Raw genomic sequence first — 16,326 nt, 5'->3', positions numbered from 1 at the left:
CCTGGTGAAGTGGTTTCTTTTTACCATGAAATGACCGAATGACGATATTGGTCATATAGTTTTATAAGGAGGAAATTAGTGTGATAAAAGCAGAATGGCTGAAGATTTTTAAAACTAAGAAAATGCTTATTTCAGTTATTGCCGTTCTATTTGTTCCTGTTATGTACAGCGGGATGTTCTTATGGGCATTTTGGGATCCATATGCCAATTTAAAGGACTTGCCGGTTGCCGTTGTCAATGAAGACAAAGGTGCTGTGATGGATGAGGAAACAATGGAGCTCGGTCAAACATTGGTTGATAAGCTGATAGATAGCGAGCAATTCCGGTTTGAGGAAGTTGACGCAAAGGAAGCGGACCAAAAATTAAAGGATCAAAAATATTATATCTTAATTAAAATTCCGGAAAACTTCTCAGAGCATGCAACTACATTATTAGATGATGAACCACAAAAATTGGTTATTGACTATATTCCAAATGAAGGCTTCAACTTTTTAGGTGCACAAATTGGTGAAACTGCAATGGATCGCATTAAAGCGGAAGTAAATACGCAAGTTTCAGCAACATATGCAGAAAAGTTATTTGATTCCATTACACAGCTTGGTGACGGTTTTACCGAGGCAGCAGATGGAGCAGGGGAACTGGATGAAGGTGCCGCGAAGCTGGCGGATGGCGCTGATGAGCTGAAAGGCTATTTAGAACAATTGGCATCAAGCTCTGTTCAATTATCTGATGGTACAGACGCTTTAGTTACTGGTGCTAAAAATGCTGCGAAAGGTGCTTCCGATCTGGCGGCAGGTGTAGCCAAAATTGCTTATGGCAGCAACCAACTTGAAACAGGAGCAAAATCTGCAGCAGATGGCGCCAATACATTGCAGCAAGGTATTGAAAGCTATACGGATGGTGTTGCACAAGTAGCAAACGGACAAAAGGACATTACATCCGGTCAGGCAAGTTTAGCTGAAAACCTGAACTTATTAACACAAGGTACAGCGAATATCGATGACAAAGTAAAAGCGCTCGCAGATGGTTCAGCTAATGTAGCAGGGGGTATGGATCAGTTGGCGGGGCAACTGGAAGCGATATTACCTATGTTGCCTGAAGAAAATCAAGCAGCACTAAAAGCTGCATTAGGACAGCTGCAAGAAGGCAGTAAACAAGTAAGTGGCGGTTTAAGCCAGCTACACGCAGGAACAAACGGATTGGACGATAAAATCGCGGCAATCAGTGAAGGTGCAAGTAAATTAAATGCAGGGCAACAACAAGTAACTGCAGGAGTTGCACAATTACAGCAAAATTCAGCACAGCTGATAGCAGGTGCCAATTCATTAGCACAAGGCAATACAACTATCGCAGAAAAGCTAAATGAATTAACAGCAGGCGCATCAAGTGCTGCAACAGGTGCCAACAAATTAGCACAAGGTTTGAACACATTAGTTGATGGTTCGAATAAATTATATGACGGTACTAGCTTGTTGGCAGAAAAGTCAGGTGAGTTGGCACAAGGTTCTACTACTTTAGCGGATGGTACGAAAGAGTTGAAGGATGGTACGACAACTTTATCTGAAAAGTTAACGGAAGCTGGCGAAAAAGCCGCTGTAAATCCGACTGAAGACACGTACAATATGGTCGGTTCTCCAGTAGAAGTCGAAAAAGATTCCGTGAACCATGTACCGAATTATGGTACAGGTTTTGCACCATACTTTATTTCTTTAGGATTATTCGTTGGGGCATTATTAATTTCAATTGTATTCCCATTAGTTGAACCAGCCATTATCCCGAAAAATAGTGCAAGCTGGTTTGTAAGTAAAGTAACTGTATTAATCGGTGTTGGATTGGTGCAGTCATTTATAACGATTGCAATTGTCGTTTGGGGGCTTGGACTTGAGGTAAATAATATGCCGCAGTTCATTCTGACAACGATTATAACTAGCTTTACATTCTTAGCTATGGTTCAATTGCTTGTATCTGTATTTGGTGATCCAGGACGATTTATTGCTATCGTGGTGTTGATTCTTCAATTAACAACAAGTGCAGGGACATTCCCGATTGAACTAGTACCAGAGCAATTGCATTTCTTCAATAAAATTTTACCGATGACATTCTCTGTACAAGGCTTCAAAGCAGCCATTTCAACTGGTGATACATCATTCCTATTGTTCAACTGGTCGATTTTAGGTGCAGTTATGATTTCATGCTTAGCAATCACGTTCGGTTACTTTGCATTGCTTTATAAAAAACGTTATTCAAATCAACAAACAGAACTATAAAAGAAAAAGCATGGATTCGGGTAATTACTTGAATCCATGCTTTTTTATACAGAAAAAACCACGAGCATTGAGCGAGCTCGTGGTTCAAGTAAGCTATCATAGGTTCATCCTATTTCTAAGATGAAGTTGTCAGTAATACGAATTAAACAGTGTGTAAAGAATTAAAGAGAGTTACATTTATCACAATTGTTGCTGTAGCACTCGCTTTGTTCTTCGATTTTATCACCGCATTGAACGCAAACTTTATCAGGTAAATTCTTGAAAAATTCCACTACGTTTTCTAACATTGTGTATGCCTCCTTTAAGTTTCTGTTATATTACTTCTGTTTATATATTGTATTGTATTATAACAGATTTAATTCGTCAACACAAAATGCCTAAATTAAGTTAAAATATAAATGGACGATTTTTGAAGGAGTGAGCCTTTTGTATTTTATCGATAATAAAGGAATTACAGATCCGCGTATTAACTTGGCAATAGAAGAGTATATACTGAAAAACATGGATATCGAAAAGGATGATTTTTTACTGTTCTATATTAATCAGCCTTCGATTATCATCGGAAAAAATCAAAACACAATCGAAGAAATCAACACAGATTACGTTGAAGAGAACGGAATCATTGTAGTACGTCGTCTTTCCGGCGGTGGGGCAGTTTATCATGATTTAAACAATCTGAACTTCAGCTTCCTGACAAAGGATGACGGCAACAGCTTCAGCAACTATAAAAAATTCACACAGCCTGTTGTTGACGCACTTGCAAAATTGGGGGTTAACTCCGAGCTTTCAGGCCGTAACGATATTTTGGCTGAAGGGAAAAAGGTTTCAGGCAATGCGCAATATTCAACGCGTGGCCGCATGTTCAGCCACGGGACACTTATGTTTAATCTGGATATTGATGCTGTCGTGAACTCGCTTAAAGTAAAACAGGACAAGATCGAATCAAAAGGTATCAAATCCGTGCGCTCACGTGTTGCGAACATCATTGATTTCCTTCCAGAAAAAATCACGGTAGAAGAGTTCCGTATGGAAATTTTAAAATCGATTTTCGGCGGCGAGGAAAATATTCAATATTACGAGCTGACGAAAGAAGATTGGGAGAACATCCACGAAATTTCGAAAAACCGCTATCAGTTATGGGAGTGGAATTACGGAAAATCACCGCGCTTTAACATTCAAAAGACGAAGCGTTTCCCTTCAGGCAGCCTGGATATTCGCCTGGAAGTGAATAAAGGGGTCATTGAAGAGGCGAAAATCTTCGGGGATTTCTTTGGTGTCGGTGATGTAGATGAGGTTGGAGAACTTCTGGTCGGAACGAAATATGACCGTGCCGCAATTGCAGTAAAACTGAAAGATATTGAAATTCCGGTATACTTTGGCGGGATTACGGAAGAGGATTTCCTTCATTTAATTTACTAGCAGCTTATGTCGGTCATCAAGAATGTAATAGAGTGTGTAGAAAAGGAGGCTCCTGTTTTCGGGAGCCCCCTTTTTTTGATACAATGGAACAATATGAACAATTAACTTATGTAGGGATATTTTAGTTGGAAACCCATTGAAAAGGAGGTCATTCAGATGGAAAAACATCGAATTTTCATCGTCGAGGATGATCCTAAAATAGCTGCACTATTGGCAGACACATTAAGAAAATACCAGTACGAAGTCGAAACGATTAAAAACTTCGATTCATTAATACAGCAATGCCTGGCATTTTCTCCTCATTTAATTTTACTCGATATTAATTTACCTTCCTATGACGGATACTATTGGTGCCGGGAGCTGAGACAATTTACGAAATGTCCGATTTTATTTATATCCGCTCGTTCGGGGGAAATGGATCAAATATTTGCACTGGAAAATGGCGGAGATGATTTTATAACGAAGCCGTTTAACTATGAAATCGTACTCGCTAAAATTCGCAGCCATTTACGTCGTACATACGGAGAATATTCTGCAAGACAGGAAGAGCGGAAAATTATACAAGGACAGCTTACATTGTATTTGGAAAGGATGGAACTTCAATTGAAGGATCTCGTCGTTCCGCTTCAAAAGAAGGAATGTGTCATTTTAGGGTTATTAATGGGACAGGCGCCAAAAGTCGTGTCACGTGAACAGCTGTTGGAGGAATTGTGGGATGATCAGGCATTTGTTGATGAAAACACATTGAATGTGAACATGACGCGCGTGCGGAAAAAGCTGGCCGACTACGGCATTTCATCTGTTATTGAAACAGTGCGCGGAGCAGGGTACCGCTTCTTATTAAGCTCGGAGGAAATGTAATGGCGATCAAACTGTTTGTGAAGGAGCATCTTTCCTACCTGATTTTTCAAATCGTCCTCACATTATTTTTGCTTACATTATTTTGGCTTGATGGTTTTCGCAGTGTTACTACAGCCATTTATGCGATGGCAATCAGTCTGCTTTTAATCTTCTCTTTTTTAGTTGTGCGCTATATGTTGAGACGCCGTTATTTAGCGAAAATCTCAACGCTGCCGCAAACGATGGAGGATGCGCTTCAAAAGAATGCAAAAACAACGGAATATATGGAGACAGAGCGTTATTTGCATGAGCTGTACAAATTGTATCAGCATGAAGTGCAGGCGCTTTATGCAGCCCAGTCCAGACAATATAAATTTATGAACCAGTGGGTACACCAGATGAAAACCCCTGTCTCTGTTTTGGAGCTTTTGCTGCAGCAGGAAGAAGAACTGGATAAAAAAAGTGTGCAGGAGGAAACCGAGCGTTTGAAGCGCGGTCTTGAAATGGTTTTAGTGAATGCACGTCTGGAAAACTTTTCGGATGATATGCAAATCGGACAAGTGCCTTTAAAATCTGCAATCATGGCAAATGTTAATGAACATAAACGTCTGTTTATCGCCAACCGGGTATTTCCGGAAGTGAACATCGATGAAGAGCTGATCGTCATGAGTGATATGAAGTGGCTGAACTTCCTTATTGGACAGTTCATAACAAACGCGGTGAAATATACATTTGAACCGAATAAAAAACTGTATATTACGGCGGTGAAAAAAGAACAGCATGTCCATTTATTCATACGTGATGAAGGGGTCGGCATTCCTAAATCCGATTTACCCCGTGTAATGAAGCCGTTTTTTACCGGTGAAAACGGCCGGAAAACCGGTGAATCTACCGGCATGGGACTCTATATCGCAAAGGAGATTTGTGATAAGCTCGGACACCAGCTTTTGATTACATCGGAAGTTGGTAAAGGTACACAAATTGAAGTGATTTTTCAGTCATAGGGAATTATTATTGATTGGAAGAAACAGACTTGGTTAAAAGGAGTTACTATGTCTATTTTACAAATACAAGATGCTACGAAAGTATATGAAGGAAAAGTGACGAAGCGGGCGCTCAACCAGCTTAGTTTTGAAGTGGAAAAGGGTGAGTTTGTCGCAATTATGGGTCCGTCAGGCAGCGGGAAAACGACACTTTTGAATATGGTATCCATGATCGATACGCTGACATCCGGCGAGATTATCTTTAATGGGATGAAACCGCAAAAGCTTAATAGTGAGGAACTTGCCTATTTCAGACGACGCCAGCTTGGTTTTGTCTTTCAGGATTTTAATCTGCTGCCGACATTGACGGTGGAGGAAAATATCATATTACCGCTGACAATTGATGAACAGCCGATTGCTGTCATGGAGGAACGGCTGCACTATTTAAGTGAGCTGCTCGATTTGACGCCCATTTTAATGAAGCGACCGAATGAAATATCCGGCGGACAGGCCCAAAGAACAGCGATTGCGCGTGCACTGATCCATAAACCGATGCTCGTGTTGGCCGATGAGCCGACAGGGAATCTGGATTCGAATGCATCGCGGGAAGTACTGGAGCTTTTGGCAAGAATGAATAAAGAAAACGAGACGACGATTTTAATGGTGACACATGATCCGATTGCGGCGAGTTATTGCGATCGTGTGATTTTTATTAAAGACGGCGAGTTTTTCAATGAAATTTATACAGATGATCGTCGCCAAACATTTTTCCAGCGCATTTTAAATGTATTAAGTTTATTAGGGGGACATGTAGGTGACTTTTCTTCAATTCGCTTACCGTAACGTTTTCCGGAACTTCCGTAATTACGCCGCCTTTTTTATGGCCAGCTTTTTCAGTGTTTTTGTGTTCTTTATTTATTCGATGCTTATGTTTCATCCTGAAATCGAACGTGGTTTTTTAGGGGAAGTATCGATCGCCGGAATGGTTTTTGCGGAAGTCGTTCTCGTGCTGTTTTCTTGGTTTTTTATTTTTTACTCGATGCGTGCCTTTTTGGAGGCGCGTTCTAAAGAGTTTGCGATATTGCTTCATCTCGGGATGGACCGGAATCAGTTAGGGAAACTGGTAATTATCGAAACGATGACGATCGGGATCTTTTCATGTATTTCCGGAATTGTTTTTGGATTCGCATTTTCAAAGTTTTTCTTTATGATTGTCCGTGAAATTTTGAATTTAAATGCGTTGCCGCTCTATTTGTCATGGGAGCCGTTTGTGCTGACATTATTCGTATATTTGAGCGCATTTGTTGTGATCTCGACATTGAGCATCCTGTTTACGCCGGACATTAAAATACGGAATTTTATAAGAGGCCCAAAGTTTGTGGATGCCGCAGTGTCCTATTCAAAACGTAATGCCATTTTAGGAATAATCCTTATTTTATGTGGCTACGGTCTTGCACTCATTACAACGAAGTCTTCTATTTTTTCATATACATTGCTGATTCCTGTTTTCGTGACATTGGGAACGTATTATTTCTTTTCGGATACGACTCTTTATATTATTGACCGGCTGAAGGGGCACAAGCAGTTTTACTGGAAACGGGCACGCATGCTGGCAATCGCCGAACAAGTGCAGATTTTACGTTTCAATTCACGCATGTTTTTCATTGTGACCCTCGTCTCGACACTTGCCTTTTTAACGGTCGGTGTTTTATCGGCGATGTCTTCGTATACATCACAGTATGACAAGATTAATCCAATCGGCCTCATATATAAAGGGGAAATCGATAATCCTTACGAAATCGAACATATTTTATCCGTAATCGATGAGCTTGAGTACAACGGCATCAGTTATCATATGACGCGCTTTACGGTCATGCGCCAAACATCATCGTATACATCGAATCCGGTGGAAGTTTTCCGGGAAACGGATATTAACCATCTGCTGTTTTCGTATAAATATCCTCTCGTGAATTTAAAAAGTGGGGAAGCAATGTTTATCCCTTATTCGGAAGATTCGATCGAAAAGCTGGAGAAAACGGAAGTAAAGACAGTGCTGAAGGAAAATAATGTAGACCTGACGATCAACAGTGTGTACCCGAAAATGTTTTTCCCGACGGCTATTATAAGCAGCAACTCCATCATTATTAGTGATGAAGACTTTGAAAAGCTGACAAATGAGTTTGAAATGGCCCCGTATGTCGAGCCTGGTTATCATCTATTTACATTTGATATCCCTAACTGGACCGAAACGGAAAATATCGGAATCGATATTCAGCAGATGGTTGCCCGCGATTATCTGATCAACAGTGAATATACGTTGCCGTTTTACTTTGAAAATGCCGGATTAAATTATTCTTATATATTAGCTACGTATTCTTTATTAACACTCATCGGTATATTGGTAGTAGCTGTGTTTCTACTTGCATCAGGAAGTTTCGTTTATTTTAAAATTTACGCGAACTTGGACCGGGAGAAAAAGCAGTTTGATATGCTCGTTAAAGTAGGGTTAAGCGGTAAGGAGCTGAAGCGTCTCATTACGAGAAATTTAATGATTCAATTTTTCCTGCCATGGGGATTAGCCTTTGTGCATAGTGCGTTTGCGTTCTATGTGGTGCAAACCGTATTGAATGATGTCATGAATTTATCGATTGTAAAAGAAGTTGTATTTTCGTTTACAATGTTTGCCCTTATCCAAATCGTCTACTTTTTCCTAATCCGCTGGCGCTATATTTCACATGTGCGCGGGTGAGTGAAAAATAGAGAAAAAATGATTTTAGTACAATATTTGTGAATAAACGAGATTTTCATATTGTTTTATTAATATACTTATTCTATAATGCTAATAGAGTGAATATTTTTTCATTTTACGCATAGGGGGATGGGTGTATTGAATTTAGTTGAAAAGGTAAGACAACAAGCTTTCGAACAACCAGAAAAAACAGCGTACTACTTTTTAGGTAAAGGCACATCTTACGGTGAACTGGAGCAATCGGTTGCACGCTTTGCAGCTGCTTTGGAAGATTTAGGTGTAAAAAAGGGCGACCATATTGCGTTATTATTAGGAAATACACCGCATTTCATCATTAGTTTATACGCGTCAATGCGTATTGGTGCTGTGGCAATTCCGATTAATCCAATCTATACAGCAGATGAAATTTCATACATTATCCAAAATGGTGATGTAAAAGCTGTCATCGCACTTGATTTATTATTACCGCTTGTGGAAGCAGGGGTGCATAGATTCCCGCAAGTAGAACAATATATCATTTGCGAAACGACAGAAGACATCGGCGAAAAATATGCCGCGCTTTCAGATGGTGCAAAAGAAAAGACGAAGCTGTTTTCACAAGTTTTAGCAACAACAGCACGTACAACGGATCCTGTAGAAGTCGCGCCGGATGATACGGCCATTATTCTATATACGTCCGGTACGACAGGTCATCCGAAAGGTGCCATGCTGACACATAATAATTTATTCTCAAATGCCAGAGATATTGGCGATTACTTAAAAATGACATCCGAAGACCGTGTTGTGGCAACATTGCCGGTTTTCCATGTGTTTGCATTAACGGTAGTTGTCAATTCACCGTTAACAAGAGGAGCTACGATTTTGTTGGCGCCACGATTTAGTCCGGGAGAAATTTTCGAATTGATTTCGGCTTATAAAGCGACGGTATTTGCTGGCGTTCCGACGATGTATAATTTCCTTTATCAATATGACAAAGCGGATGTTGCTGCATTTTCTACAGTTCGTATGGCGATTTCAGGTGGTGCTTCATTACCTGTATCATTGCTGCACAACTTTGAGCAAAAGTTCAATGTACGAATTTCTGAAGGATACGGCTTATCGGAAGCTTCGCCGGTTACTTGTTTCAACCCGACAGACCGTGAGCGTAAACCAGGCTCAATCGGACAGTCGATCAGCAATGTAGAAAATAAAGTGGTCGATGAAAATGGCGATGAAGTGGGCGTTGGTGAAGTAGGCGAGCTGATCGTACGCGGTCCGAATGTCATGAAAGGCTACTACAACATGCCGGAAGAAACTGCTGTAGCGATTCGCGACGGCTGGTTATATACAGGTGACTTGGCAAGAAAAGACGAGGAAGGTTACTTCTACATCGTCGACCGCAAAAAGGATATGATAATTGTAGGCGGTTACAATGTTTATCCTCGTGAAGTGGAAGAGGTATTGTTCTCGCATGAAGGGATTGTGGAAGCGGCTGTCGTAGGCTTCCCGGATCCGGATTTCGGTGAGGCGGTACATGCTTACGTTGTGTTGAAGGATCCGACTTTAACTATCGAAGCGATTCGCGAGTTCTGTGCAGACCGTATTGTGAAATACAAAGTGCCGACTGTTATTGAAGTTTTGGACGAGCTTCCGAAAAACACAACAGGTAAAATTCTGCGCCGTTCTTTAAAAGAAATCGCAAGAACATAACATTCTAGCACCTGCCATACGTTGTGGCGGGTGTTTTTTAAAATGGTAAATAAGGTACGGTTGGGGGAGTGTTCTTATAAGGGTTCTTATAGGATTCCGGTGTTCTTTGGCGGGCAAAGCACAAACTCACCAAGCCATGTTGCACATGTCTTTGCGACTTTTCTTCGTGCTTTGTGGAAAGCCCGCCAATCATAAGGTTCCGGTGTTTCTATCGTTGCTTATATCGGGAGGCGCTGTGCCTTCGCAAGGCGCCTTGCGTACTTATAGGGAACTGCCTTCTTATAAGGGGAGATAGTTTGAAGTATAGGGAGTGTTCTTATAAAGCTTCTTATAGGGAACCGGTGTTTATTGGCGGGCAAAGCACAAAGTCACCAAGCCATGTTGCACATGTCTTTGCGACTTTTCTTCGTGCTTTGTGGAACGCCCGCCAATCTAAGGTTCCGTTGTTTCTATCGTTGCTTATATCGGGAGGCGCTATGCTTTTGCAAGGCGCCTTGCGTACTTATAGGGAACTGCCTTCTTAATTTTTTTATAGAGAAAGATTAACTTTATACGTAGAAACGGCGCCTACCACCGTAAGCGCCGACTATAGGGCGTTATGGTTTAGAGCCGGAAACTATTGATTTGGCGGGAGTCCCAAGCCGCAATAATAGCAGCAGTAAAGGTGCGACGTTTACGGCGTGCCTTTACTGCTGCTATGCGGCCCCGCCAAAAGAAAACCGGAACTAAATAAGAATCCCTATGAGTAGATGGTTAAACTTTTATTCTTATATATTTATATTTTGAAATTTCAAATAAAAGATGTTACATTGTTATTACGGGAATCGAAATAAATGAAGAGGTGTTTTAATGACAAAGTTAATTACTAAAGAAAGCTTGTTCGATATTCAATCCATTACAAATCCGGTACTTGCGCCAAATGAGCAAGAGGCGGTTTTTATACGAACAGAGATTAATAAAGAAGAAAATAATTACAATGCGCATTTGTTCCATATCGACCTGGAATCAGGTGAAACAACGCAATGGACTTACGGCAATGAGCGAGTGACGAATCCTGAGTGGTCACCGGATGGCAAAAAGGTCGCATTTTTAGTGAAGCGCAATGAAAAACAGCAACTATACATATTAAACCGCCGTGGCGGGGAAGCACAGGAAATGACGACTCTTCCAAATGGCGTCAATACATTTTTATGGAGCCCTTGTGGGGAGAAAGTCTGGATCACAAGTACAGTGAAAAAAGGGCTGGACATTACGAAAGAGGAAGAAAAGGAAGATTCGAAATTCCCGAAAGCCTATGTCGTGGATAAAATGAAATACAAAGCAGACAGTGTCGGGTTATTGAAGCAGGACCGCTATACACAAATTGCTTCTGTTGATTTAGCGACGAAAGAAGTAAATACATTTACAGAAGGCGATTATTCTCATAGCTTACAGGGCATTTCACATGACGGGAAAACATTGGTGATCGGTGTGAACCGTGCAGAAAATACGGATAATGTGTTCCGTACACCGCTTTACCTTGTTGATGTAGAATCGAAAGAAGAAACGGTACTAATTGATGAGGATGGCTACTTTGGTGGAGCTGAGTTTTCATTTGATGACCGTTACATTGCATTTGGCGGTTCGGATCATACATTCAGAAATGCTACACATGGCCATGTTTATATTTATGATACAGATACGAAAACAACTCAAAAGCTGACGGATATGCTGGACTTGCCGGTTGGTGATTATGCGGTTGCAGACATTCAGCAAGGTGTATCAGCGCCATCTGTAGTGTGGACGGAAAACAATGATCTGTATTTCCAAGTATCGACTGAAGGGGATATCCGCTTATATTATGCAACATTGGAGGGGGCACTATATCCTGCGTCACCGGAAAATGAGCATGTATACGGCTATGCGATTTTTAAAAACGGTAACCGTGCATTAATGACGGTATCCAATGGAACATTCCCCGGGGAGCTGTTTGACTATGATATTACAACAGGTGAGCGCCAGCAGTTAACAGCGTTTAACGAAAAGTTTTTACAGGAGACGACGCTGTCTGAACCGGAAGCGATTTCGTATACATCAAAGGACGGTTTAACTGTACATGGCTGGATTATGAAGCCTGCACAGTATACGGAAGGGGAAACATATCCGTTAATTGTTGAAGTGCACGGCGGACCGCATACTTTATATGCGAATACGTTTTTCCATGAGATGCAGCTGTTGGCGGCGAAAGGGTATGGCGTGCTTTACGTAAACCCGCGAGGCAGTCATGGCTACAGTCAGGAGTTTGTTGACGGTGTGCGCGGTAATTATGGTGATGGGGACTATGAAGATATTATGGCCGGTGTTGATTATGCGCTGGAAAACTATGCATGGATCGATGAGTCACGTCTAGGGATTACGGGCGGAAGCTATGGCGGCTTTATGACGAACTGGGTTGTTGGTCATACGAACCGCTTTAAAGCAGCTGTTACCCAACGTTCGATCTCAAACTGGATCAGCTTCTACGGTGTATCGGATATCGGTTATTATTTCTCTGAATGGCAAATGCTCGCAGATATGAACGATGTGGAAAAACTGTGGCACCACTCACCGCTGAAATATGCGGCTAATGTGGAAACACCGCTCCTTATTTTGCATAGTGAACGTGATTTCCGCTGCCCGATCGAGCAGGCAGAGCAACTTTATATTACGCTTAAGAAAATGGGCAAAGAGGTCGGCTTCGTCCGCTTCCCTGAATGTGACCATAACCTGTCACGTACAGGCATCCCGAACTTGCGATTAGAACGACTTGAGCAAATTACAGGATGGTTTGAGAAGTATTTATAATAGATGTTAAGATGAGTAGCCAACTATCTATTTTTTAGATAGTTGGCTATTTTACAAATAGTGAGAGAGGGGGAGTATTTTGCGCTTATCAAAAGTCACCAAAATTACAGGATTCATTTTATTTATCATCATTTTGGGGTGTGTTTTTTTAGTTTTGAACCCACATTTACCTTCTAAATTAATCTTTTCATATAGAGAAGATTATACGGAACTAAAATTGGAAGATGTCGATGTGCTTCTTAATAAAAATGTAGCAGTTGATGTAAATGAAGTAGAAGATAGTCTCAATAAAGTGACGGATCGTGCATCATTACTGTTTGATGTCATCAATCCGGAGAAGGTCGACCTATTTGTATCGTTGCCTGAAAACCGAATTTATAATTTATATTTAGGGGGAAATAATTTAGGTATATACAATCCGACTGTAAAAGCCATTGCAGTTGATGGACAATTTACAGGAGATTTAGTATCGACAATTGCGCATGAATATAGTCATCACTTATTTTGGGAATATATAAATGCATTAGGTATTGAGCCGACAGAAATACCGAAATGGCTGGATGAAGGGGTAGCGTTAACGTTCGAATATGAATTAATGAATCATGTGCTGGTGAAATACGGACCGATGTTTACCGTACTGCCATTCCCGCAACTAGAGACAGAGCAAGGGGTAAATAGTAATACGATTTATATTCAAGGCTTTTACGGCACTATGTATTTAATAGAGAAATACGGAAATCATATTTTAAAAGACTTGATGGAACAAACGGCAAAGACTTCATTCCAGGAGGCGTGGACGCGCCTAATTGACGAGCCGTATGATACATTTCATCACAACTTTGAAATTAACCGAAGTTACATACGTGAAGCCACAAATTTACAAGGCAATCATGAAGGATTTATTCAGTATGCTGAAGCATTAAATGAGGAGCACGGTAAACTTAATGTGTATACACCTTTTGTCTCATTGGCACTCATTGATGCTTATATAGCAACAGATCAATTAGATAAAGCGAAGGATGTATTTGAAATGTATGAGCCATTCATTAATAATCCGGCTGAATTTGTAGATTTGGCAAAGTATTTTAACGTTGACTCATCATACAGTGAAAGCCTGCTGGAAAAGGGTTTAATTTATGCAACAAAATACGGCTACGATCTGGATGAGTATGAGCGGTATCAAAATGCAGAAGAATACTGATCAAATATTTGAACACATATTAGAAGGGCAAGATTGTTGATTAATCTACGTTCTTGCCCTTTCGGCAGTTTATTGTTGGGCGGTAGTCTATTTCTTTAGTTAATTATCTTCCTTTAAACTGTGGAGTTCTTTTTTCGGCAAAGGCATTCAGTGCTTCAATGCGGTCTTCGGTAGGAATCGTCAGTTCATAGGCTTTTCGTTCAATTTGAAGGCCCGTTTGAATATCTGTTTTCATCCCTTGTTTTACAGCAAATTTAGCCTGCTGGATGGCAATTGGCGCATTGCGTAAAATAAGTGCGGCAAAGTCGGCCGTCACTTCATGTAAACTTTCGACCGGTGCCACTTTTGTAACGACACCATAATCAAGTGCTTCATGCGCTGTCATTCGTTTTGCTGTCAAAATAAGCTCCAATGCTTTTGCTTCACCGATTAAGCGCGGCAGTCGCTGTGTTCCGCCAGCTCCCGGAATGATGCCTAAGCCTGTTTCCGTTAAGCCGAGGGAAACCGTTTCAGCCGCTATACGGAAATCGCAAGCAAGTGCAAGCTCTAACCCGCCACCAAAGGCATAGCCATTTAATACACAAATCGTCGGTTGCGGTAGTTGCTCAATGAGCGTGAATACTTCCCCGAACCGGTTTAAGTTACGTTTCACCAGTGTATCCGGCAAAGTTTTTCGTTCTTTTAAGTCCGCACCAACCGAAAAGGCTTTATCACCGGAACCTGTAATGATGACAAGTCGAATATCAGGGTGGATTTGAATGGATTCAATAACATTGCGTAATTGTTCCAGCATTTCATAATTAAAAGCGTTTAACATATCGGGGCGATCAAGTGTTACATATGCAATAAAGTCTTTTTGCTCGTATTTTACAGTGTTCACATTTACTGCCTCCTTGAATTTTGTTAATCTAATTTTATAGTACATTGGAAAATTGCAAAATAACAGCAAATTCCATAATAAATAGAGAGAAAATATACGAGTATTGGGGAAATTACAAAATGGAAGTATTTGTTGGGCGACAACCTATATTTAACAGACATGAAGAAATCGTAGCTTATGAGTTGTTGTATCGAAATAATTACACCAACCAGTTTCCGAATATTGATGCAGATACAGCAACCGTTGAGCTGCTAATCAATTCATTTCTTTCAATCGGCATTAAAGAAGTAGCCAATGGAAAGCCATCATTCATTAATTTTACGGAAACCCTGATTATGCAGGAGTCAGTGGATTTTATTGAGCATGGACAAATTGTCATTGAAATATTGGAAGATATTCCGATTACAATGGCGTTAATCGAACGGCTTAAACAATTAAAAAATGCGGGAAATAAAATTGCGCTTGATGATTTTGTCGTTAATGAAGAAGTTCTGATCTATGATGAGCTCTTTCGGCACATTGATTATATAAAAATCGATTTTTTACATACAGGTGAAAATGAGAGAGCGGCAATTGAAAATACGATAAAAAAGAAATTTCCTCATATTAAACTATTGGCAGAAAAAGTGGAAACGCGTGAGCAGTATGAAATAGCCAAAGAATCGGGGTATTTCTTGTTTCAAGGCTACTTTTTTGAAAAACCCCAAATACTGACGGCTACTGATATACCGGCAAACCTGTTTCAATATTTCCAGATCATCTCATTGTTGCGGGATGATGAAGCAAATATAAATGTATTGGCAAACAATATTGAACGGGAAATTTCATTATCCTACCGGTTGCTCAAATTAATCAATGGTTCGTCAAGACGTTCGAAAACGAAAGTCCGCTCGATTAAGCAGGCTATTTTATTGCTAGGGTTAACGGAGTTGCGGAGATGGATATATTTACTGGCGATGCGTGAATCTGACGTGAAGCGAAATAACGATGTATTTCAGGAGTTAATGTATGCATCCTTGTTCCGAGCAAAAGCATGTGAAAAAATTGCCCGCCTTAATTACAAAAAGAATTTCTCTGAGTATTTTTTAGTTGGTCTGTTTTCATTGATCGATTCCTTATTAAAACGCCCGATGAATGCAATCGTTACACAATTGCCGCTATCGGAAACGATTTTGGAAACAATCTCCGGTGAACATACGGAGATGACGCCGTATTTACAGCTTGCTGCTTCATTAAGGAAATTGGACTGGGAAAATGCTGTACCTTTAGCACGGCAATTAAACATACCTGTCGACGGGCTTCTGCCGATTTATGAAGAAGTGAAAGCATGGGTTGATGAAGCATTAATAATCCAATAATAAGCACATGAAAAATGCGTCCTTTTATGGGGCGCTTTTCCTTTAGTTAGATGAAGTTCTCATTTAATGTAGGATTTGTTATAATTCAATGGAATTTACAAAAGAAGCGAGGATTTG

At 40.5% G+C, this 16,326-nt stretch carries 12 protein-coding genes; 10 read left to right on the top strand and 2 right to left on the bottom strand.

Annotated features, from left to right (window positions below; genetic code table 11):
- The first annotated feature begins 80 nt into the window (after positions 1-80).
- Positions 81-2,267, top strand: coding sequence for a YhgE/Pip domain-containing protein (locus MKX73_RS03775; RefSeq protein WP_340716363.1), 2,187 nt, complete (start codon positions 81-83; stop codon positions 2,265-2,267).
- A gap of 161 nt (positions 2,268-2,428) precedes the next feature.
- Here the strand turns inward: MKX73_RS03775 and yhfH are convergent, their stop codons facing one another.
- Positions 2,429-2,554, bottom strand: a complete 126-nt coding sequence (gene yhfH / locus MKX73_RS03770; protein WP_340716362.1) for a protein YhfH — start codon at positions 2,552-2,554, stop codon at positions 2,429-2,431.
- 139 nt (positions 2,555-2,693) lie between these two features.
- On the opposite strand from yhfH, the gene MKX73_RS03765 reads away from it, so the two are divergent.
- From MKX73_RS03765 to MKX73_RS03730, 8 genes are all read left to right on the top strand, one after another.
- Entirely contained in the window at positions 2,694-3,686 is a 993-nt protein-coding gene (locus MKX73_RS03765; protein WP_340716361.1) for a lipoate--protein ligase, read from the top strand.
- 156 nt (positions 3,687-3,842) lie between these two features.
- Positions 3,843-4,547, top strand: a complete 705-nt coding sequence (locus MKX73_RS03760; RefSeq protein ID WP_340716360.1) for a response regulator transcription factor — start codon at positions 3,843-3,845, stop codon at positions 4,545-4,547.
- Positions 4,547-5,530, top strand: coding sequence for a sensor histidine kinase (locus MKX73_RS03755; RefSeq protein WP_340716359.1), 984 nt, complete (start codon positions 4,547-4,549; stop codon positions 5,528-5,530). The genes MKX73_RS03760 and MKX73_RS03755 overlap by 1 nt, the downstream gene beginning before the upstream one ends.
- A 48-nt stretch (positions 5,531-5,578) precedes the next feature.
- Positions 5,579-6,352, top strand: a complete 774-nt coding sequence (locus tag MKX73_RS03750) for an ABC transporter ATP-binding protein (protein ID WP_340716358.1) — start codon at positions 5,579-5,581, stop codon at positions 6,350-6,352.
- Positions 6,324-8,258, top strand: coding sequence for an ABC transporter permease (locus MKX73_RS03745; protein ID WP_340716357.1), 1,935 nt, complete (start codon positions 6,324-6,326; stop codon positions 8,256-8,258). The genes MKX73_RS03750 and MKX73_RS03745 overlap by 29 nt, the downstream gene beginning before the upstream one ends.
- A gap of 138 nt (positions 8,259-8,396) precedes the next feature.
- On the top strand, positions 8,397-9,947 hold the full coding sequence (locus MKX73_RS03740; RefSeq protein WP_340716356.1) for a fatty acid--CoA ligase family protein: 1,551 nt from the start codon (positions 8,397-8,399) through the stop codon (positions 9,945-9,947).
- 849 nt (positions 9,948-10,796) lie between these two features.
- The gene (locus MKX73_RS03735) at positions 10,797-12,770 is read left to right on the top strand and encodes a S9 family peptidase (RefSeq protein ID WP_340716355.1); all 1,974 of its coding nucleotides are present in this window, start codon (positions 10,797-10,799) and stop codon (positions 12,768-12,770) included.
- A gap of 79 nt (positions 12,771-12,849) precedes the next feature.
- Positions 12,850-13,971: a hypothetical protein gene (locus MKX73_RS03730; RefSeq protein ID WP_340716354.1), complete on the top strand. Its 1,122-nt coding sequence runs from the start codon at positions 12,850-12,852 to the stop codon at positions 13,969-13,971.
- 103 nt (positions 13,972-14,074) lie between these two features.
- Here MKX73_RS03730 and MKX73_RS03725 read toward each other — a convergent pair whose 3' ends face one another.
- On the bottom strand, positions 14,075-14,851 hold the full coding sequence (locus MKX73_RS03725; protein ID WP_079524453.1) for an enoyl-CoA hydratase-related protein: 777 nt from the start codon (positions 14,849-14,851) through the stop codon (positions 14,075-14,077).
- Between the two features lie 119 nt (positions 14,852-14,970).
- Here MKX73_RS03725 and MKX73_RS03720 point away from each other — a divergent pair, with 119 nt between their 5' ends.
- Complete coding sequence (locus MKX73_RS03720; RefSeq protein WP_340716353.1) at positions 14,971-16,209, top strand: EAL and HDOD domain-containing protein; 1,239 nt, start codon at positions 14,971-14,973, stop codon at positions 16,207-16,209.
- The last annotated feature ends 117 nt before the right edge of the window (positions 16,210-16,326 follow it).

The sequence above is a fragment of the Solibacillus sp. FSL W7-1436 genome (genome assembly GCF_038007305.1).
In the GTDB taxonomy this organism is placed as follows: Bacteria; Bacillota; Bacilli; order Bacillales_A; family Planococcaceae; genus Solibacillus.
The sequence above is the reverse complement of the archived record's forward strand: the minus strand, read 5'-3'. Positions and strand labels throughout refer to the sequence as shown.